A 21,262-nucleotide genomic window follows, 5' to 3' on the forward strand; every position below is an offset into this window, starting at 1 on the left:
TCGGTCACAGCGCCCCCCTGCTGTCGGGTGGCGGGCGGCGGGAGGCCCGCGGTCGCGGGACCCCCGCCGCCCTCCGTGGAATCACACGGCGAGAGGCTCCAGATCGCGGTGGATCCGCCGCTCGTCACGGGCGTACCGGGTCAGGCTGTGGTCCTCGCCGAGGAGCCGGGTCAGCTCGGCCACCGCCTCCGCCCGCAGCCGGGCCGCCTCCTCCTTGCGGCCCAGCGAGTCCAGGCTGACCGCCATGTTGGAGCCGGCCGCCAGGGTCTCGGGATGGTGCCCGCCGAGCGCCTCGCGCAGCCGCATCACCGCGAGCCGCTCCAGCTCCAGGGCGCCCTCCGGATCGCCCAGGTCGGCCCGGGTGTTGGCCAGGTTGAGGTGGGCGAAGACCGTGTGCGGGTGGTTGTCGCCGAGGACGTCCCGCATGCCCCGTATCGTCTGGCGCAGCATCGTCTCCGCCGTCTCCGCCGCGCCCGTGCCCCAGTGGAAGACCGCCAGGTTGTTGACGGCCGCCAGGGTGTACGGGTGCCGCTCGCCCGGCACCTTCATGTACTCGTCCACCACCTCCTGCGCCAGGTCCCGCGCCCCGCCCGGGTCCCCGGTCGCGAACAGGTCCGAGGCCAGGTTCAGCTCGCAGGACAGCAGGTCCGGGTTGACCGCGGTGTACTTGGCCCGGTAGCGGGCCCGGGTGGCCGTGGTCAGCCGGAGCGCGTCCTCCAGCTGGCCCGCCCGGCGCAGCGACACCGCCAGGTTCTTCGCCGCCGACAGGGTGCCGGGGAAGGCCCGCCCCAGCGTCCGCTTGTAGGTCTCGTAGGTCCGGCTGAGCAGCTGCACCGAGTCCTCGTACCGGCCCACCTCGCGCAGGTCGCGGGCCAGGTTCTGCGCGGAGGACAGGGTGTACGGGTGCTCCGGTCCGAGCACCTCCGTGCGCAGGTCGTGCACCTCCTGGTCGATCTCGCGGGCTCTGGTGTACTGGCCGACCAGCCGCAGGTTCAGCGCCAGGTTGTTCGCGGCGGCCAGCGTGCGCGGGTGCGCCTCGTGGAAGATCTGGCTGAAGCCCTCGTGGGCGTCGGTCGCCAGCTCCATCGCCTCCGCGTACTGGCCGAGCGCGCCCAGGGTGTTGGCGAGACCGCTCATGGTCATGTACGTGTGCGGGTGCGAGGGACCCAGCACCGCCCGCTGGCGCTCCAGGGTGACCTCGTCCAGCTCCTTCGCCTCCACGAACCGCCCCTGCGACCGCAGGATGTTCGACAGGTGGAAGCGCAGGTACAGGTACTGCAGGTCGTCGTTGCCCAGCATCTCCTTCCAGGCTTCGCGCAGTTCCTCGCCGAGCTGGTACGCGGCCTTGAAATCGCCGCGCTTCCACAGGTAGCGGACGCGGTCGATCAGCAGCCGGCGGGTCTCCGGCTCCTTGCAGTACCGGGCCTCGGACGGGGTCAGGTGCGACCAGATGGTGTTGAACCGCGGCCAGGTCTCCGGGTTGTCGATCGGCTCGTCGTCGTCCGGCCGGGCGCCGGCCAGGATCCGGTGGACGGCGTGCCGGGCCTCCCGCTGCTCCTCCTCGGTCAGCTGGGCCCGGATCACCGCCTGCACCAGCCGGTGCACCTGGATGCTGTTGCTGACCTGGTCGACCTTGGCCAGCGCGAACCGGCCGATCTCCCGGATCACCCGGCCGAGCACCAGCTTCTCCTGGAGCGAGGAGTCGTAGGGCTTGAGGGCGTCGATCATCTCCTTGCTGTAGAGCAGGTTCGCGGAGATCGGCTCGGGCGCGAGGAAGGCGCACAGCTGGAGCAGCCGGACCGCGGCCGGGGAGCGGGACTGCAGCCGTTCTATGGAGATGTTCCAGGTGGCGGCGACGGGCTCGGGATAGCCGGGCGGCTGGTTCAGGGCCAGCACGCTCGCGGCCTGCTGGGCCAGCTGCTCGATGTACGCGGCCACCGGGGTCGCGGTCTCCGCGATCCAGGCCCCCGCCTGCTCGACCGCCAGCGGCAGGTCGCCGACCGCCACCGCGACCTGCTCGGCGTCGTCCTTGCTGAGCCCCGGGGCCCGGCGCTGGAGGTGCTCGATGGACTCCTCGCGCAGGAAGACGTCCACCGGCAGCGCGTCGCCGTACTGAGACCAGGACTGGTTGCGGGAGGTCACCAGCACGTGGCCCGGCCCGCCCGGCGGGAAGAACCGCTTGAGCGTCTCCGGATCGTCCGCGTTGTCGAAGACGAGCAGCCAGCGCGAGGAGGGCACCCCCCGTCGCAGCAGGTCGATCGCCTCCTGGGAGGCGGCCGCCATGTCCTCGCCGGTCTGCGCACCGAGGCGTACGGCCAGCTCGGCGAGGGCCGCGACCACGTCGTCGGTCTGCTCCGAGGAGATCCACCACACCAGGTCGTAGTCGGCCATGAACCGGTGCACGTACTCCAGCGCCACCTGGGTCTTGCCGACGCCGCCGAGCCCGAACAGGGTCTGCGGCTGCGGCAGCACCACGGCCATGCCGCCGCCGAGCTGGTCGCGCATCCGCTCCAGCACGATGCTGCGCCCGGTGAACCCGGGGTTGCGCGGCGGCGCGTTCCAGATCTTCGGGACGGTCCCCGGGAAGCGGGGGCCGGGCTGGGAGGCGCTGTTGACGCTGTCGGGCAGCGCCATGGGCCGCTCCACCGCGCGCAGCAGGGCGGTGGTGGCGTGCACCTCGTCGAGCCGGAAGAGGTCCACCGGGTTGCGGTCGATGTAGGGCGTGGAGAGCCGTACGTCGCCCACCCTCAGCGGGACCAGCTGGCGCCGGCCCCCGGTCGGGTCCTCGGCGGCCGCCCGCTCCCACACGTCCACGGCCCGGGCGGACTTCAGGTACGCGGTGGAGAGCAGCACCACGGTCCGGGCGGCGGTGTCGATGCTGATGCCCGTTCCGCCGCCGAGGGTGTCCCCGGAGCCGGCGGTCACCGGGGCGCGCTCCGCGGAGACGTCCTTGGGCACGACCCGGAAGCCGGCCCGGGTGAGCACCGACTCGATCCAGTCGGCCCACATCCGGTTCTCGGCGACGTAGGAGAGGAACAGGTCGGCGGGCAGGGCCGGCCGGCGCCGGGTGAAGGCGTCCCTGATCCGCAGCCGGACCTCCTCGCCGATGGCCGGCATGGAGGTGATCTCGCCCTCGGTGACCACGGTGGTGAGCCGCTCGAAGGCGGAGAGGAGGGAGTTGGTGAGCCCGGCCTCGTCGCCGAAGGTGGCCAGGGTCTCCTCGTAGGCGTAGTAGGGCCGGTACGGGATCTCCACCGCGCCCCAGTAGGAGGTGAGCTCGTCCCCGACGAGGCCGTTGGGGAAGCGGTCGAACTTGATCCGGGCCAGCGCCCGGCCCGCGTCGGCCTTCTCCTTCTCGCCCTCGTCGATGCGCATCGGGACGGGGTAGATCTTGATGCCGCGGTCGTTGAACCGCTCGTCGATCTGGCGGGCCACGGACGCGGCGCCGTCGATGGACTGGTCGGAGAGGGTGAAGCAGTCGACGAGGACGTCCGGGAGGTGCACGGTGCAGATGTCCGCGATGTCGGACAGCCCGGTGCGGCTGTCGATCAGGACGTAGTCGTAGTTCTTCTTCATGTCGGCGCGTAACGCGTCGAAGAAGAGGCCGCCGCCGAGGCGGTCGTAGAAGTTGTCCCAGTCGAAGGTGGAGACGGTCGCGGAGTACTCGCGGTTCTGCCGGCCCGCGGAGACGAAGTCCAGGGTGCCGCCGTCCGGGAACTCCCAGCCGAGGGTCTCGGGGGTGAGCGAGACGGCGTGCGGCTGTATCCGCGCGTAGTCCTTGTGCCAGTCGTCGGCGCGCTGCACCGGACTGGTCGCGGCCCAGGCGTATTCGCTGATCAGGTCGATGACCCCGGTGGTGGCCCCGAGCGTGGAGGGGTCCAGGAAGGGGTGGAAGAAGCGGTGCAGGCCCGGGGCCTCCAGGTCCCAGTCCACGGCGAGTACCCGCTTGCCGTTGGCCGCGAGGATCCAGGCGGTGTTGGCGAGCGCCATGGTGCGGCCCGTGCCGCCCTTGTACGAGTAGAAGGTGACGATGCGTCCGTCACGGGTGTCCCTGCTGTCACGACTCGCTGTCATCCGCGTCCCCCCGGTCGGTGTCGTTGCTGTCGTTGCCGTCGATGTGGGCTTCGTACGCGTCGTAGGCGTCGGGCGGGAAGGGGACCGGCGGCGGAGCGGGCGGCTCGCTCATCCCCATCGGCCCGATCAGTCGCGGGCGTTCGGTGTGGGTGTTACCGGCCGGCAGGTAGACCTGGGCGTGTCTGAGGAACTGCTGGGCGGCGGCCTCGACCACCTGGGGCAGGATCTGTCCGAGGGTCTCCATGTTGGCCACGCCGTTGGCGGCGGCCCGGCAGGCGGCCCGGCCCTGGCTCATCTTCACGGGCAGGGTCTCCTCCAGCCGCCGGGCCAGCTCGGCCTCCTTGGCCCGGCTCTGGTGGTCGTAGCGGTTCCACGGCACGACCACGTTGATCCACGGGCGGGACTCCTGGTCGAAGGCGGCCAGGCGCCGGCGGCGGTGCTCGTCCTCCACCACCCAGCGGTCGACGATCAGGATCTCCGGCCGGGTCGGCGGCTGCTTGCTGTCGAAGTGACCGGCCTCGTCGTCGAAGGAGGACATGGTGGTCTGGTAGTTGAGGTTCTTGATCACGTCCTCGGCGACGTACGCGATCGGCCGCTGGGACACCGGGTGGTACGGGTTCCAGTCCAGGGCGCTCTCCCCGTAGTACTCCGGGCTCCGGCCGTCCGGCAGATCGTGCCGGGAGCCGGCCGCCACGGTCACGTGGAGGGTGCGGGTGGGGCCGCCGGCGGAGCCGCCGGAGCTGCCGGAGGGGCCGAAGGCGCTGGGCACCCCCCGGTAGTCCATCGGGCGGACGGGATCGAGCCGGACGGTCTCGGCGACCCGGACGATGCGCCGGGCCAGTTCGTAGACGGCCCGCTCGTACTGCTCGGCGTATCCGCGCAGTTTGATCAGCCCGTACAGCCCGTCGGTGACGTAGCGCTCGCCGAAGGTGTTGTGGTTGAACTGCAACCGTTCGGCGGGACCGGGCAGTTGGGAGGGCGGGACCGGCACCCACAACGCGGGCACGATGGCCTCGGCGCGCTCGTTGCTCGCCGCGCCGTGCTGGATCGCGCGGTGCGCGAAGGCGAACCACTCCTTCCCGCACATCTCACTGGCGAAGTACCGCGGCGAGAACAGGGGGACGAAGACCCGGCAGGTGGCGAGCGCCGCCCCGAGCCGTTCCGACCAGCCCTCGCCGCTGCGTATCTCCCGGTCCATGAAGCCGGCCTCGGCGCCGGCGGGCAGGTCCGTCAGCGCCATGACGTGGCCGCAGAGATCGCGGAAGAGGCGCTCCACCCACATGTCGGGGTCGGGCCCCCCGGCCCCGAATCTCGGTGTGTGCGCATAACTGAGAAAAAAATATGGGTGCACTGATGCGGGCAACACGCCCCCCGTCCCGAAGCTGCGAGCGAAGAAACATCATTCCGGAGCTGCTTCGCCACATCCCCTCATCGTTCAGTCAATCAGCGTCTGTTTTCGGTCATCCACTCGAGGGCGTGATCAACGGCATCCGGGAGGGAGAAGAGCATGGTCGCCGCCCCTCCCACCCGCCCCCTGCGCACCCGGGAATCCGGGAACGTCCTGCCGATCTCCGCGAAATCCCCGTCGTCGAGCGCGACGTCCTCGTAGGCGGTCCACGCCCCCTCCCGCAGACTCCCACGCCGCTCCGGAAGGTTCACCTTCACCACACACTCGTACATGCGCAAGGGGGGCTTCGGAATTCGATACTCCGCGAGATGGAAAGCCGTGCAGACCGAAAACCCCACATTGATCATGAGTACCTGACCGCCCTCCCAGCACAACTTTCCCAGCGGTGACTCCTCACCCAGGTGGCTTTCGATGCGGTGTCCGGAACAGAGCCGCTCCGCGTCCGCGCCGAGGGCGGCGAAGGAGGTCTGCGGGTGGGCGCTGCGCGCGGCGCCGGGCGCGGTGCGGACGGCCTCGGCGAGGGAGCCCATGCCCTGGCTCGGGCTGCTCGACGGATCGAAGGGGGGCATCCGCTCCCGGAAGGCCCGCACGCCGGACTCGTCCAGACCGGCGATCCGCTCCAGATGGGCACTGGAGGTCTTGGAGTTCTCCGGGGTGAACGCGGGGACCACCAGGGTGCCGCGCGGGCCGAGGACCCCCGTCAGGGCGTCGCGCAGCTGCTCGGCGCGCAGCCCGGTCCCGCCGAGGCCGGCGTGGACCAGGAGCCGCATCCCGGGGCGGACCCCGAGCAGCCGCAGCTGCACGGCCAGCTGGAGCGCGCCGACGGCCCGGCCCGGGCCGCCGGGGGCCGGGGAGCGGGGCGGCGCGCTCACGCGTCGACCGCCTTCAGTTCGTAGCGCAGCTCCGCGACGAGGCGCTTGCCGGTGACGGTCAGTTCGGCCGCCTCCGAGAGGCGGTCCAGGGCCCGGTGGATGCGGTCCGCGCCGCCCGGCTCGGCGGCCGCGGTGGCCCGCCGGTACGCCTCCACCGCCACCCGCTCGTGCACGTCGGCCAGCAGCCGCGACACCGGGACCGGCCGCTCCCGCCACGGCGAGGGGTGCTGCCACTCCCCGTCCAGCGCGTACAGGTCGGCCACCTCGGTCAGGGCCCGCAGCCGGGTCCGCCGCCGCCCGGTCAGCAGCGCGAGCGCGGTCTCCCGCACCCCCGCCGCGTACGGCACCCCGAGCGCCCCCGGACCGTGCCGGCCCGCCTCGCCCCAGCCGCCGGCCCGCGGGCCGCCCGCCAGCGGCGTCAGGGTGGTCAGCCCGTCCGCCGCCGCCCGGGCGAACCCGGGCACCGCCTTGTGCAGCAGCGCCCACGCCCGGTCCAGCCTGCCCCGCCACTCCTCGGCCTCGCCGGTGCCGAGCCGGAGCCGGGGCGGGCGGGGGAAGCAGTTGCGGTACGGGTCGAGGTCCTCCAGCGCCACCGGAGCCGCGTCCGGCCCGGGCGACCAGGTGCGCACCGGCTGCCAGCGCGCGTCCCCCGCGGCGGGGCCGAAGCGGTGCTCGGTGCGCCCGTCCCGCACGGCGTACCCCTCGTCGGTGACGTGCAGCGCGGCCCGGCCCTCCGTGCCGGGCTCCCCGAGCCGCAGCAGCCCCAGCGTCGGCAGGTACACCTCCCCGTCCCGGTAGGCCACCTCGGCCGGCAGGTCCAGCCCGCCGCGCAGGACGGCCGCGACGGCCAGCGCGGTCAGCCTGCGCGCCGCCTCCGGCCCGTCCTGCCGGCCCTCCCGGGCGGCGTCCAGGGCCGCCAGCACCCAGGTCCGGGTGAAGGGGTGGTCCAGTACGGCGTCCAGCGCGTCCGCGCCCGCCTCCCCGGCCTGCTCCACGGCGGCCAGCAGCTCCCAGGCGCGCGCCCAGTCGGGCTCGGAGCCGAGGTCCGCGTGGAGCCGGGCCAGCAGGATCCGGGTCAGCTCTTCCTGGGAACGGGCGAGTTCGGCCGGATCGGAGAGCTGCGGTGCGCTCTCGCGCAGGGCCGTGCGGCCCTCGACCCCGTCCACGAGCTCGCGCAGGTCGGTGCAGTAGACGGAGGGGTTGTCGAAGCCGTTGCGGTCGCGGTAGCGGTGGGTGTACAGCCCGCCGCCGCACGAACGTACGACGGGGCACCGGCGGCACGAGTCGCTGACACCCGCGAGGCCCAGCTGCCGGGCACGCACCCCGGGATGGGCCGCGACCTGGTCAAACGCATGATCGAAGACGTTGAACCCGGTGGCCGCGGCCCCTTCGAAGGCGCTCTTGAGGGAGTCCACCTGCTCCAGGGTCCCGTCGGTCTCGACGACGACGAGGTCCGTGGGCGCGAGGCCGAGCGACTCGGTCAGGCTGGGGCCGCCGCGCAGGGTGGAGAGCAGGGACTCGAAGAGCCGTACGGGCACCGGGCGGCCGAGGCGCTCCCAGTGGTCGAAGATCCGCAGGAGCCAGCGCGCGTACGCGTCGGGGGCGTCGTCGGGGCGGACCGGAGGGGTCTCCCAGGTGGCGTGCGGAAGGAGGAAGTCCACGCGCGGCGGGTCGAGTTCGACGAGGGCGTCCAGGACGGCCACGGGGTCGTTGGCCACGTCCACGGTGCAGAGCAGACCCTGGTAGAGGTGGCGGTAGGGCTCCGAGCGGAGCAGTGCGACGGCCGCGAGGACCAGCGGGTGGCTCGTACGGCCGTCCGCGAAGCGGCGGTGACGGTCGTTGGCGGCGCGGTCCCCGTCGAGGGAGATGCCCACCCGGACGCCGAACTCGTCGAAGAGGTCGAGGTAACGGGTGCTGAGCTGCAGTCCGTTGGTGTGGATCCGCAGGTCGAGATCGGCGGTTCCGGCGAGCGCCCGGGTGAACTCCTCGCACACGAGGCGGATCCGGGCCGTTCCCGCCAACAGGGGTTCCCCTCCATGGAGAATCACCGTGACGGAGGGGAGTGCATGGTCACGGGCATGTTCGGCGAGCCGCGACGCGGTATGCGAAATTACCTCGGGGGAGATCACTTTCGGCCGGGCTCGCCAGCTCTGATCTGCGTGTTCGTAGACATAGCAATGATCACAAGCAAGATCGCATCTGCTGTGAACTTTCAGGACGATCTCGCGAAATGCGATCAGGCCGGTCATTCCACCAGTCTAGAGCGCTTACTTCGCCGTCAGAGCGCGGAGTTGAAGATCGGAGTCTGAACCGGACGACCGGATTCAGCCGGCAGCACGCGACCGAGCGTCGCCGCCGCGGACGCGGTGTGGACGTCGATCTTGCCGAGCGGGACCCGGCGGGCCTTGACCGTGCTGGTCGCGGGGGTTGCGGAAGTGTTCACGACACCGTCCTTGGGGAAGCCATGTGGAATGGGCATGTGAATGACAACAGCGACGCGCTGCCGTCAAGCGTGGACTTTACTCGGCCACACCCCATTGGCAACCGAGACATGACGCCTGGTCAACCGTTCTATGGCGAGCCCGGCGTATTTCTCGACGCGCCTTATTCGGCCGTTCGCCGGACGGCAAGATCCTTTTCTTCCGCCGGCGGACCCGGGCCGGATCCCGGGCCGTGATCGGGGCCGTGATCCGCGCCGGGATCCGAGCCGGCATCCGGCCCGGGCCGCACCCGGGGCCGACCGGGGAGCGCGAGCGCCGGAACCCGGCGCCGACCTGGGCGGACCGACCTCGGTAGGTTGGCCGCATGACCACCCCGCCCCTGATCCTGCTGCTGTCCGGAAGTCTGCGCGCCGGTTCCTCCAACGAGGCGGTGCTGCGCACCGCGCAGGCCGTCGCCGCCGAGATCCCCGCGCGCCCGCGCACCGTCCTGTACGACGGGCTGGCGACGCTGCCGCACTTCAACCCGGATGACGACACCGACCCGTTGCCCGCTCCGGTGGCCGGGCTGCGCGCGGCGATCGCCGGGGCGGACGCGATCCTGGTCTGCACCCCGGAGTACGCGGGCACCCTGCCCGGCTCGTTCAAGAACCTCCTGGACTGGACGGTCGGCGGAACCGAGATCGGCGACAAGCCCGTGGCCTGGGTGAACGCGGCCGCCCCGGGCCGCGGACTGGGCGCGGAGGCCACGCTGCGCACGGTCCTCGGCTACACCGGCGCCGCGGTGGTGGAAGAGGCCTGCGTACGGATCCCGGTGACCGGGGGGATGTCCGGCCGGGACGGGACGGTCGCCGACGCGGCGGTCCGGGCGCGCATCGGCGAGGTGCTCGGCACACTGGCCGGCTGGGCCGGTCCCGACGGCCAGGACGGCCCCGACGGCCCCGACGGGGTCTAGGCGGGCTGTTGTTCGCTGAGGGGCGGGATGGGCAGGTCGCGCAGCAGCCAGTTCAGTGCGTCGGGCAGCGCGCGGAAGGCCGCGAAGTGCGCGGCGGCCGGCTCGATGGCGGTCGTGGCCCCCGGGATGCGGCGGGCCAGCCAGCGGGAATGGCCCACGGGGGAGAACACGTCGAGCTCCCCGTGCCAGATCAGCACCGGGCAGCGGATGTCGGCCGGGTCGAAGCCCCAGGGGCGGCTGAAGGCGAGGACGTCGTCGATCCAGCCGTAGGCCGAATGGCGCAGCCCCTCACGGTAGTTCCGCAGCAGCATCGACCGCAGGCCCGCATCCGCGACGATCATGCGGTCGTTGGCGGTCAGCTCCCGGCGCAACTCGTCCAGCAGCCGGCCGGGGTCCTTGCGGATGCCGTCGGCGCGGGGGATCAGCCGGGCCGCCAGCTCCTCGGGGTCGGCGGTGGCGGTGGTGTACTCCTTGACGTTCGACGCGGCCATCCCGGCGAACCAGTCCAGGTCCTCCGCGTCCCGGGGCGCCAGGCCGACCATCGCCGCGGTCCGGGTGACCCGGTCCGGGAGCAGGGCGGCGCAGGCGAGGGCTCCGGCGGCGCCGCCGGAGCGGCCGGCCACCGCGAACGTCTCCAGGCCGAGGGCGTCGGCGATGGCGGCCACTTCCTGGGCCACGTCGGCGACGGTGCGGCCCACATGGCGATCGGAGCCGCCGTAGCCGGGTCTGTCGTAGGCGATGAGCTGCATGCGGCGTTGGTAGAGGACCATGCCCCGGGGAGCGGGGCCCAGACGGCTGCCGGGCATTCCGTGGAGCAGGAAGACGGGTTTGCCGTCCGGATCGCCCCAGCGCTCCACGGCCAGAGCGCGTCCGTCCGCTGTGCGCACTTGATTGCGCACGCGCTCCCTCCTTCACGATCGGTGCGAGTCGTCACCGAGATTGTGCTCGCTGGGGGAGGAGCGCGGTAGGGCGCACTTCGTGCGAAATTATTGTGAAGGCCTTCACAAGTGCGCGGCGGCCTTTGAGCCTCTGGTATATGCCCAGGTCAAGAGGGGGGCCTCGGGGGTGTGAACGGGCGTGAACGGGAGTGAACGGCCCTTCGGTCCGACAGGAAAGGGCTTTTTCGGCACCGATGCTTCCGCTTTTACGCGTCGAATTGCGGCATCAGGCTGAGGCGTCGGGAAAAAAGCCGGTCGCGTCCGGTCCGGTTCGAAATGAAAGAGACGGATGCGACACCCCTACGGCGCCGGGATCAGCAGGGCCGCCGCCGAGCGCGCCTGTCGCAGGGCCCGGGCCCGGTCCGCGCCCCGCTGCCCCAGCACGACCCGGGTGCTCAGGCCGTCCAGGAGGGCGAGCAGCTCCGAGGCCCGTTCGGGCACGTCCAGGGGTGCGAAGCGGCCCTGCTCCACGCCCTTGGCGAGGAGCGCCTCCAGGTCCTGCTGCCAGCTCTCGTCGATCTCCTCCTGCGCCGCCTTCAGCGGCTCGTTGGAGGCGGTACGGGCCCACAGCTCGATCCACAGCGTCCAGCGCGGGTCGCGCGGGCCCTCGGGGAGGTAGAGCTCCAGGTACTGGTCGAGCTTGCGCGCGGCCGTCACCCGGCGGCCCAGCAGGGCCCGGCGCGCGCCGGTGAGCTGCTCCTCGCTCCAGCGCAGGGCCTCCAGCAGGAGCCGGTCCTTGCTGCCGAAGTAGTACAGGATGTGGCCGCCGCTGGTGCCGAGCCGCTCGGCCAGGGCCGACATGGTGAGCGCCGCGAGGCCGTCCTCCGCGATCGCCGCCATGGCTTCTTCCAGCATCCGCTCCTGGGCGATCCGCCCGTCGCGCCGCCGCGCTGCTCCCGCCACCGCTCCCGCCCTCCGGATCTTCCTGGGCCGACCTTATCCCGGACAGGCTCTTGACGGGGTCGAGGTCCACCCCTCATCTTGAATGCCATTCAAGAAGTTAGAACGGTGTTCAAGATCAGGGGCGTACATGGCACAGCAGGAGACAGTCGACGTCGATGAGGTGTTCCGGGTCGAGACGCACGGCATCGATCCCATCCCCGACGCCGAACGCCACGGCAGCGCCAAGGACCTCTTCTGGCTCTGGTTCGGCTCCAACCTCACCTTCACCTACGTGATCAACGGCGCCCTCGCCGTCGCCTTCGGGCTCTCCTTCTGGCAGGCCACCGCCGTGGTCGTGATCGGCGGACTGTCCTTCTTCGCCATCAGCGCCGCCGGGCTCAGCGGCATCCGCACCGGCACCGCCACCCTGGTCATCTCCCGCGCCGCCTTCGGCATCCGCGGCAACTTCCCCGCCGGCGTCCTCAACTGGGTGGTGAGCATCGGCTACACCATCGTCAACACCGTGGTCGGCACCCTCGCCCTGGAGGTCTTCTTCGCCGAGATCGGCTGGCAGGGCGGCACGGCCGGCCGCGCCGTCGCACTCCTCGTCACCCTCGCGCTGACCTTCGCCGTCGCCATGTGGGGCCACGCCACCGTGCAGTTCGCCGAACGCTGGATGGCCTACGTCCTCGCCGCCGGCTTCGGCGTCCTGCTCCTCTTCGTCCTGCCCGGCGCCGACACCGCCGCCGCGGCCACCGCCCCCGGCCTGTCCGGCTGGAGCCTCGCCTTCGTGGTCATGTTCGCCGGACCGTTCTCGTACGTGCCGATGCCCGCCGACTACACCCGCTACCTGCCCCGGACCACCTCGCTGCGGTCCATCACGTGGATGGGCGCCCTCGGCGGCTTCGTCTCCTCCGTGGCCCTCGGCGTCGCCGGCGTCGCCGCCGCCACCCAGACCGACATGACCGACGCGGTCGCGGGGGCCGAGAGCCTGCTGCCCGGCTGGTTCCAGCCGCTGTTCCTGGCCCTCGTACTCGGCGGCTCCGTCACCAACTCGATCATCACGCTCTACTCCTCCAGCCTGAACCTCCAGGTCCTCGGCATCCCGTGGAGCCGCGCCCGGGCCATCGTCATCAGCGCCGCCGTCACCGCCGTCGGCTCGCTGGCCGCCCTCTTCCTCACCGACTTCACCACCTCCCTGCTCTCCTTCCTCTCCCTCCTGATCATCGTCTTCGCCCCCTGGGGCGGGGTCTTCCTCGCCGACATGCTGCTGCGCCGCTGCCGCTACGACTCCGACGCGCTGCACGCGGGCGGCGCCGGCGCCTACTGGTACCGGTCCGGCTACCACCCGGCCGGCATGGCCGCCCTGCTCGCCGGCATGGCCTTCGCCGCCCTGACCTGCGACTCCGAACTGTGGACCGGGCCGCTGGTGGCCCCGCTCGGCGGCGCCGACCTCACCCTCCTCGGGTCGGTCGTCTCCGGGCTCACCTACTGGGCCCTCACCCGGCGCCGGATACCGGCGTACGCCCCGGCCGCCTGACCGGCGGCCCCCGCCCGGCCGCTCGGCCGACGGCCGCCCGGCCGCCCGTACGACACGTCACACGCAATGGAGCACCCTCACATGGCACGCCACCCCTTCCCCGCCGACCTGCTGCTCACCGGAGCCCGCATCCACACCGTGGACCCGGACCTGCCCGAGGCCGAGGCCCTCGCCGTGCACGACGGCCGGATCGTCTGGCTCGGCCCGGACCACGAGGCCGCAGCCTGGGCCGGCCCGGACACCGAGCGGATCGACGCGGGCGGCAAGCTGGTGCTCCCCGGCTTCATCGACGCGCACAACCACGTCCGGCTCGGCTCGGACGACGCCTGCGTGCAGCTCGCCGGGGTGCGGACCCTGGAGGGCATCCACGAACGGATCCTGGCCTGGCGCGAGGCCAACCCGGACGCGCAGTGGATCGAGGCCGAGGCCTTCGACTACTCCGCGATCCCGGACGGCCGGATGCCGTGCGCCGCCGACCTGGACCCCGTCACCGGGGACACCCCCGCGATCGTGCTCTCGTACGACGTGCACACGGCCTGGCTGAACACGGCGGCCATGCGGCGGCTGGACGTCTCGCGGGACCGCACGGACCTCCCCTTCGGCACGGCGGCGGTGGACCCGCGGACCGGCGAACCCACCGGATTCGTCAAGGACTTCGCCATCAAGGGACTCTCGCGCGACGGCCACCGGGCGCTGCGCGACCTGGGCGTCCCGTGGGCCTCGACGGACCGGCAGTACGGGCGGCTCGCCAAGAGCCTCGACGACGCGATCGGCTTCGGCATCACCACGGTGGTGGAACCGCAGAACTCCCTCGACGACCTCGCGCTCTACGAGCGGGCCCGGGCGGAGGGCCGGCTGCGCTCGCGGATCGTCGCCGCCCTGTTCCACCCGCGGGGCACCACCGAGGAGGAACTCGACGCCTTCGCGGCCGCCGCCCGCACGTACGCGGGGGAGCGGCTGCGGGTCGGCCCGCTCAAGCTCTACATCGACGACGTGGTGGAGCCGCGCACGGCCGCGCTGCTGGAGCCGTACGCGGGCTGCGGCCACCACCGGGGCGAGACCTTCTACCCGGCCGAGGAGTTCGCGGAGCTGCTGGCGGGGCTGGACGCGCGAGGCTTCCAGTGCTTCGTCCACGCCACCGGTGACCGGGGCATCCGGACCGTCCTGGACGCGGTGGAGCACGCCCGTTCGGTCAACGGCCCGCGCGACGCCCGCCACCAGGTGGTCCACGTGGAGTGCCTGGACCCGGCGGACGTCCCGCGCTTCGCGGAGCTGGGCGTGGTCGCCTGCATGCAGCCCAGGCACTGCGCACCGGAGATCGCGGGCCCCGGCCAGGACTGGGCGGGGAACGTGGGCGAGGACCGCTGGCACAAGGCGTGGCCGATGCGGAGCCTGCACGAGGCCGGGGCGGTGCTGGCGTTCTCCAGCGACTGGAACGTGGCGGAGATGGACCCGATGGTCGGCATCTACACGGCGGTGACGCGCCGCCCGCTGTCCGGCGCCGGGCCGGCCTGGCAGCCGGCCGAGACGGTGGACGTGGCGACGGCGGTGCACGGCTACACGATGGGCTCCGCCCACGCCAACTTCCTGGACGGGGAGCGCGGTTCGCTCACGGTGGGCAAGGTCGCGGACTTCGTGGTCCTCTCCCGGGACATCCTCACGGTCCCGGCCGACGAGATCCCGGGCACGGTGGCCGAAACGGTGGTGGTGGCGGGCGAGGTGGCCCACCGAACGGCCTGACCCGTATGTGCCCGGTGCTCCGCCCCGCACCCCGCGCCTCAAACGCCGGCGAGGCTGGATTTGGTGCGGCGGGGCCGGAGGCGGTGCGGCTCAAAGACCGGGGCTCCGCCCCGCACCCCGCTCCTCAAACGCCGGAGGGGCTGAATATGGTGCGGCGAGGCTGGGCGGTGCGGCTCAAAGATCGGGGCTCCGCCCCGGACCCCGCTCCTCAAACGCCGGCGAGGCTGGATTTGGCGCGGCCGAACCGGCCGGTTGGGGCGGGGTCGGGTGTGTGTCGGGGTGATCCCCGCAGGGCGTCGAACGCACTGCCGCCGAGCTCTCCGACCCCTCGTCACGTTCGGCGTCCGAGGAGACACCCCGGCGCGCGCCCGGCCCCGTCACAACCGGCCCCCGCCCGCTCGGCCCCAGCACAACCGGCCCCGCTGCCCGCAGGGCAACCGTGCCGCGGACCGACCCCCATCGGCGGGCCCGTCGGAAAGTCCTGCCGAGCTGCCCGCAGGGCACCGGCAGGGGTCAGTCCCCGAGCCCGCTGCCCACCGCGGGCCCCGGGCGGGCCTTGCGGAGCACCGCGCAGGCCAGGGTGATCGCCGAGCCGGCCACCGCCCAGGCGGCGAGCACCAGCATCGGCCCGCCCGCGCCGTTGCCCCGGAAGTACGTGATGGAGCGCGCCGCGTACGTGCCGGCGCCCGGCGGCAGGGCCGGGCCGATGGCGCTCCAGAACGGCGGCAGCAGCGGATACGGGTAGGCCCCGCCGGCGCTCGGGTTGCCGAGCACCACCACCAGCAGGATCGCCAGGCCGATGCCGATCACGCCCGCCAGCCCCTGGAAGGCGAGGGTGATCGCGCCGACCGCGAAGACGACCAGGGTGCCCAGCCCCCACAGGCCCATGATGTTGCCGGGCAGCGCGCCCAGGACCGGGCCCGCGATGACCGTGCCGAGCAGCCCGGCGGCGATCGCGTACAAGAGCAGCGCGCCGAGCCGGATGACGGCCCGGTGTCCGTTGGCGGGCCGGGCGCCGGCGCTGATCGCGAGGATCGCGGCGCACAGGTAGCCGCCCACGCACCAGCCGATGACCAGGTAGAAGGAGCTCAGGCCGCGGCTGTCGCCCTTGCCGGCCGGGGCCACGTCGGTGACCCGCAGGGTCCGGCCCTGGGTCTTCTCGACGAAGCCGACGACCTCTTCCACCGCCTGGGACAGCGAGGCACCGGCGCCGGAGGCGACCAGCAGCCGGTCGGTCTTGCCGCCCGGGTCGACGATCAGCGCGGCGTCGACGTCCCGGTGCCTGACCTGGTCGAGGGCCGCGGCCTCGTTCTTGACCACGGTGGGGTCGAGCGGGTCGCCGGGCAGGGCGCCGAGCTGCTCCGCCGTCTGTTCGGCCACCGGCGCGAGGGGGGCGGTCACGGCGATCGGGATCTCGCTGGGCTTCGGATGGTGGAAGGCCCCGATGTACGAGGTGATGAAGGCGAGCTGGAGGACCAGCACCCCCAGGACCAGCAGGGCTGCCCGGGTGGTCACGGCGTCCTTGACCTCGGCGAGGAAGCCTGCGGACGGGCCTGCGTCGGTGCTCTCGGTGGGCTGGGTCATGTTCCACACGCTCGGCGTACCGGGGGCGGGGCGCAGCAGGGGAGGGCCGAATGGATGACCTCAGATGATCGAACAAGTGTTTCGCACGGGTATTCGAATTGCTCTATGGTGGGGATGGGGGAGGAGGTGTTCAACGAGCGAAGCAGGAGGCCGCGGGTGCCTGGTTTTACGCATCTGCACACCGTTTCGGGGTTCTCCATGCGCTACGGAGGCTCGCACCCCGAACGGCTGGCGGAACGTGCCGCCGAGCGGGGCATGGACGCCCTCGCCCTGACCGACCGCGACACCCTCGCGGGCGCGGTGCGGTTCGCGAAGGCGTGCGTGAAGGCGGGCATCCGGCCGTTGTTCGGGGTGGACCTGGCCGTGTCGTCTCCGGCGGGGTCGGCCGGGTCGGGGGGCTCGGCCGGCTCCGCCGGAGACGGCGCGCGTACGGGCATCCGCGGATCCGGTCCCGGTCCCGGTTCCGGTTCCGGCGGCCGGGCGGGCTCCGCCGAGGCCTCGTACCGCCGTCGCACCCCCGTCAAGGGCGGGGCCTTCGTCGACGAGTCCGCCCCGCGGGCCGTCTTCCTGGCCCGGGACGGCGCCGCCGGATGGGCCGAGCTGTGCCGGATGGTCACCGCCGCCCACGCCGGCGGCGGCACCGGTACCGGTACCGGCGGGCAGCCGCTACTGCCCTGGTCGGCCCTGCGCGGGGAGGGCCTCTTCGTCCTCCTCGGCCCCGGCTCCGACGTGGGGCGGGCGCTCGCCGCGGGTCGCCCCGACCGGGCCGCCCGGCTGCTCGCGCCCTGGCGGGAGGTCTACGGCGACTCCCTGCGCCTGGAGGCCGTCCACCACGGCCGCACCGGCACCGGGCCCGGCTCGCTGCGGCTGGCCGCCCGTACCGTCGGCTTCGCCGCCGAACAGGGCGTCCCGGCCGTGCTCACGAACGCCGTCCGCTACGCCGACCCCGGCCAGGGCCCGGTCGCCGACATCCTCGACGCGGCCCGCCGCCTGGTCCCCATCGACCCCCGCGGGCCCCTCGACACCGGCGAACGCTGGCTCAAGGCCCCCGCCGCCATGGCCGAGGCCGCCGACCGCATCGCGCAGGCGGCCGGGCTGCGCCCCGCCGACGCCAGGCGCCTGCTCGCGGAGACCTCCCGTACCGCCGGGGCCTGCGCGGTGGACCCCGAGGACGACCTCGGCATGGGCTCCGTGCACTTCCCCGAGGCCCGGCTCGTCGGCGCCGCCCGCCGCAGCGCCCAGCGCGTCCTCACCTCCCGGGCCTCGGCGGGCATGGTGCTGCGCGGGTACGCGGACGACCGCGCGTACTGGGAGCGGATGCACCACGAGCTCGACATCATCGCCTACCACGGTTTCGCCTCGTACTTCCTGACGGTCGCCCAAGTCGTGGACGACGTAAGGGAGATGGGAATCCGGGTGGCCGCCCGCGGCTCCGGCGCCGGCTCCCTCGTCAACCACCTGCTCGGCATCGCGCACGCCGACCCCGTCGCGCACGGCCTGCTGATGGAACGCTTCCTGTCCAAGCGCCGGCGCGTCCTGCCCGACATCGACATCGACGTGGAGTCCGCCCGCAGGCTGGAGGTCTACCGCCGCATCATCGACCGGTTCGGCGCCGAGCGCGTCGCCACCGTCTCCATGCCCGAGACCTACCGGGTCCGGCACGCCGTCCGCGACGTCGGCGCCGCCCTGTCCATGGACCCGGCCGTCATCGACCGGCTCGCCAAGTCCTTCCCGCACATCCGGGCCCGCGACGCTCGCGCCGCGCTGGCGGAACTCCCCGAACTGCGTGACGTACGGGGGGAGTCGTACGGGCGGCTGTGGGAGCTCGTCGAATCGCTGGACGCGCTGCCGCGCGGGATCGCCATGCACCCGTGCGGGGTGCTGCTCTCCGACGCCTCCCTGCTCGCCCGTACGCCCGTGGTGCCCACCAGCGGCGAGGGCTTCCCCATGTCCCAGTTCGACAAGGACGACGTGGAGGAGCTCGGGCTGCTCAAGCTGGACGTGCTGGGCGTACGGATGCAGTCCGCGATGGCGTACGCCGTCGCGGAGGTCCGGCGCGGCACGGGGGAGGAGCTCGACCTGGACGACCCGGCGCAGGTGCCGCCGGGGGACCGGGCCACGTACGAGCTGATCCGCTCGGCCGAGACGCTGGGCTGCTTCCAGATCGAATCGCCGGGCCAGCGCGACCTGGTGGGACGGCTGCAGCCGTCGACCTTCCACGACCTGGTCGTCGACATCTCCCTCTTCCGGCCGGGGCCGGTGGCCGCCGACATGGTGCGGCCCTTCATCGAGGCCCGGCACGGGCGGGCACCGGTCCGCTTCCCGCACCCGGACCTGGCGGACGCGCTGCGCGAGACGTACGGGGTGGTGGTCTTCCACGAGCAGATCATCGAGATCGTGCACGTCATGACCGGCTGCGGGCGGGACGAGGCGGACCGGGTGCGGCGCGGCCTGTCCGACCCGCAGTCGCAGGCGCGGATCAAGGTCTGGTTCGCGGCGGAGGCGGGCGGGCGCGGCTATCCGGTGGAGGTGATCGCGCGGACCTGGGAGATCGTGGAGGCCTTCGGCAGTTACGGCTTCTGCAAGGCGCACGCGGTGGCCTTCGCCGTGCCCACGTACCAGTCGGCGTGGCTGAAGGCGCACCACCCGGCGGCCTTCTACGCCGGGCTGCTGACCCACGATCCGGGGATGTACCCGAAGCGGCTGCTGCTGGCGGACGCGCGGCGGCGGGGCGTGCCGGTGCTGCCGCTGGACGTGAACCGGTCGGCGGCCGCCCCTCGTATCGAACTGGTGTCCGATGTCGCCGTCCGGGCGGTGTGGGGGTTGCGCCTGGGTCTGTCCGACGTCCACGGCATCAGCGGGGCCGAGGCCGGCCGGATCGAGGACGGACAGCCGTACGCCTCCCTGCGCGACTTCTGGGACCGGGCGCACCCGGGCCGCCCGGTCGCCGAACGGCTGGCACAGGTCGGGGCGTTGGACGCCTTCGGCGCCAACCGGCGTGACCTGTTGCTGCACTTGACCGAACTGCACGGCGCCCAGCGGGCGGCCGGGGTCCGCGGCCCCCAACTCCCGCTGGAAGGCGGCCGGTCCACGGCCTCCGTCGGACTGCCCGACCTCACCGAGGCGGAACGGCTCAGCGCCGAGCTGGGTGTCCTCGGCATGGATGCCTCGCGGCACCTGATGGGGGACCACCACGCCTTCCTGGCCGAGCTGGGAGTGGTCCCGGCGAACCGGCTGCGGGACACCGCGCACGGGCAGACCGTGCTGGTCGCGGGGGCCAAGGCGGCCACCCAGACCCCGCCGATCCGGTCCGGGAGGCGGGTCATCTTCACCACCCTGGACGACGGGACGGGCCTGGTCGACCTGGCCTTCTTCGACGACAGCCACGAGCGGTGCGCGCACACCGTCTTCCACTCCTTCCTGCTGCTGGTACGGGGTGTCGTGCAGCGGCGGGGCCCGCAGAGCCTGAGCGTGGTCGGGGCGGCGGCGTGGAACCTGGCGGAGCTGGTGGAACTGCGGGCGGCGGGCGGCCTGGACGCGGTGGCGGCCCGGCTGGCGGTTGCCTCCGGCAGTGACGGCGGTGACGGCGGTGACGGTCGTGGTGGCGGCGACGGTCGTGGCGGCGACGGTCGTGGCGGCGACGGTGCGGCGGAGGAACAGGAGCGGGGGCAGGAACAGGAGCAGGTCCCCGAGCGCCGGATCCGCATGTCCACGGGGTACGAGATGAACCCGTGGGCCGACCTCCAGCCCCCGGGCACCGGCCCCGCGACCGGCCGCAAGCTGTGGCACTCCAGCCCGGGGAGCGCGGGATGAGCACCGTGATGTGCCTGCGGCTGCGCCCCGCCGGCGGGGGAGCGCTCGGGGCGGAGGCGTACGCCGGGGTGCTCGCGCTGCTCGGCGGGATCACCCCGGCCGTGCAGGCCCTGGCGCCCGACACCGCCCTCGCCGATGTCCGGGGCGCGCTGCGCTACTTCGGCTGCGACGCCCGCCGGCTGGCCGCCGTGGTCCGGGTCAGATCCCTCGCCCTGTACGGCGTGGACGCTGCCGTAGGCGTGGCCGGCAACCCCATGCTGGCCCGGGCGGCGGCCCGCGAGGCCCGGCCCGGGGACACCCTGGTGATCCCCGACGAGCCCGCCGCCGTACGGGAGTTCCTGGCGGGCAAGCCCGTCACCGTCCTCGACGGGGTCGGCCCGAGGGTCGCCCGCACCCTGTGCTCCTACGGCCTCGACTCCGTCGGCCGGGTCGCCGAGGCACCGCCCGCCGCCCTGCGGCGGATCCTCGGCGCCCGGCTCGGCCGCGAGGTGCACGAACGCGCCCTCGGCGTCGACCGGACCCCCGTCCGGCCGGGCGCGGCCGCCCGCACCCTCGCCGCCGAGCGGCTCTTCGACCGGGACGAGCTGGACCCCGTACGGCACCGGCGGGCCCTGCTCTCGCTGACGGAGGAGCTCGGCGCGCGGCTTCGTACACAAGGACCGGACCGGGGGCAGGTCTGCCGGGCCCTCTCGCTCACCGTCCGCTGCGCCGACCGCACCACGCTCACCCGCACGCGCACCCTGGCCGAACCCACCGCGCATTCGGCCGTCCTGACCACCGCGGCCTACGCCCTCTACGAGGGCCTCGGTCTGCAACGGGCCCGGGTCCGCGCGCTGTCGCTGCGGGCCGAGGGCCTGACCCCGGCCGAACGGGCCGTGCGGCAGCTCAGTTTCGACCCCGAGGACGAGAAGGCCCGCCGGCTGGAAGCCGTCACGGACCGGGTCCGCGCGCGCTTCGGTCCGCAGGCCATCGCCCGTGGCTCACTGGCCGCCTGACGGACGATCGGACGACACGCGAG

13 protein-coding genes are annotated in these 21,262 nt (G+C 73.1%); 5 read left to right on the top strand and 8 right to left on the bottom strand.

Going from position 1 to position 21,262, the window contains the following annotated elements; all coding sequences use genetic code 11:
• Positions 1-81: 81 nt before the first annotated feature.
• The 5 genes from fxsT to fxsA all read right to left on the bottom strand — a co-directional run bounded on the left by fxsT (position 82) and on the right by fxsA (position 8,797).
• On the bottom strand, positions 82-4,074 hold the full coding sequence (fxsT, locus tag AB0D29_RS30655; RefSeq protein WP_362858679.1) for an FxSxx-COOH system tetratricopeptide repeat protein: 3,993 nt from the start codon (positions 4,072-4,074) through the stop codon (positions 82-84).
• Complete coding sequence (locus AB0D29_RS30660) at positions 4,058-5,440, bottom strand: TIR-like protein FxsC (RefSeq protein WP_362858680.1); 1,383 nt, start codon at positions 5,438-5,440, stop codon at positions 4,058-4,060. The genes fxsT and AB0D29_RS30660 overlap by 17 nt, the downstream gene beginning before the upstream one ends.
• Positions 5,441-5,517: 77 nt before the next feature.
• Positions 5,518-6,252, bottom strand: coding sequence for an AAC(3) family N-acetyltransferase (locus AB0D29_RS30665; RefSeq protein WP_362858728.1), 735 nt, complete (start codon positions 6,250-6,252; stop codon positions 5,518-5,520).
• 98 nt (positions 6,253-6,350) lie between these two features.
• On the bottom strand, positions 6,351-8,603 hold the full coding sequence (fxsB, locus tag AB0D29_RS30670; protein WP_362858681.1) for a radical SAM/SPASM protein FxsB, inactivated metallohydrolase extension form: 2,253 nt from the start codon (positions 8,601-8,603) through the stop codon (positions 6,351-6,353).
• A 29-nt stretch (positions 8,604-8,632) separates the two neighbouring features.
• The gene (fxsA, locus tag AB0D29_RS30675; RefSeq protein ID WP_362858682.1) at positions 8,633-8,797 is read right to left on the bottom strand and encodes an FxSxx-COOH cyclophane-containing RiPP peptide; all 165 of its coding nucleotides are present in this window, start codon (positions 8,795-8,797) and stop codon (positions 8,633-8,635) included.
• A 362-nt stretch (positions 8,798-9,159) separates the two neighbouring features.
• Between fxsA and AB0D29_RS30680 the strand changes: the two genes are divergently transcribed.
• Entirely contained in the window at positions 9,160-9,747 is a 588-nt protein-coding gene (locus AB0D29_RS30680; protein WP_362858684.1) for an NADPH-dependent FMN reductase, read from the top strand.
• Here AB0D29_RS30680 and AB0D29_RS30685 read toward each other — a convergent pair.
• Both AB0D29_RS30685 and AB0D29_RS30690 read right to left on the bottom strand, forming a co-directional pair.
• Positions 9,744-10,646, bottom strand: a complete 903-nt coding sequence (locus AB0D29_RS30685; RefSeq protein WP_362858685.1) for an alpha/beta hydrolase — start codon at positions 10,644-10,646, stop codon at positions 9,744-9,746. The genes AB0D29_RS30680 and AB0D29_RS30685 overlap by 4 nt on opposite strands.
• A 339-nt stretch (positions 10,647-10,985) precedes the next feature.
• Positions 10,986-11,588, bottom strand: a complete 603-nt coding sequence (locus tag AB0D29_RS30690; protein WP_362858687.1) for a TetR/AcrR family transcriptional regulator — start codon at positions 11,586-11,588, stop codon at positions 10,986-10,988.
• A 127-nt stretch (positions 11,589-11,715) separates the two neighbouring features.
• On the opposite strand from AB0D29_RS30690, the gene AB0D29_RS30695 reads away from it, so the two are divergent.
• Both AB0D29_RS30695 and AB0D29_RS30700 read left to right on the top strand, forming a co-directional pair.
• On the top strand, positions 11,716-13,107 hold the full coding sequence (locus AB0D29_RS30695) for a cytosine permease (RefSeq protein ID WP_362858688.1): 1,392 nt from the start codon (positions 11,716-11,718) through the stop codon (positions 13,105-13,107).
• A gap of 81 nt (positions 13,108-13,188) precedes the next feature.
• A complete protein-coding gene (locus AB0D29_RS30700; protein WP_362858690.1) occupies positions 13,189-14,847 on the top strand; it encodes an amidohydrolase in 1,659 nt (552 codons plus the stop codon).
• Positions 14,848-15,360: 513 nt separating this feature from the next.
• On the opposite strand, the gene AB0D29_RS30705 is transcribed toward AB0D29_RS30700, so the two are convergent.
• Entirely contained in the window at positions 15,361-16,431 is a 1,071-nt protein-coding gene (locus tag AB0D29_RS30705) for a DUF3533 domain-containing protein (RefSeq protein WP_362858691.1), read from the bottom strand.
• Positions 16,432-16,587: 156 nt separating this feature from the next.
• Between AB0D29_RS30705 and dnaE the strand changes: the two genes are divergently transcribed.
• Positions 16,588-20,244 (top strand): DNA polymerase III subunit alpha, encoded by a 3,657-nt coding sequence (dnaE, locus tag AB0D29_RS30710; RefSeq protein WP_362858693.1) that lies wholly within the window; start codon positions 16,588-16,590, stop codon positions 20,242-20,244.
• Positions 20,241-21,239 (top strand): hypothetical protein, encoded by a 999-nt coding sequence (locus tag AB0D29_RS30715; protein ID WP_362858695.1) that lies wholly within the window; start codon positions 20,241-20,243, stop codon positions 21,237-21,239. The genes dnaE and AB0D29_RS30715 overlap by 4 nt, the downstream gene beginning before the upstream one ends.
• The last annotated feature ends 23 nt before the right edge of the window (positions 21,240-21,262 follow it).

The sequence above is a fragment of the Streptomyces sp. NPDC048424 genome (assembly GCF_040651555.1).
Taxonomy (GTDB): domain Bacteria; phylum Actinomycetota; class Actinomycetes; order Streptomycetales; family Streptomycetaceae; genus Streptomyces.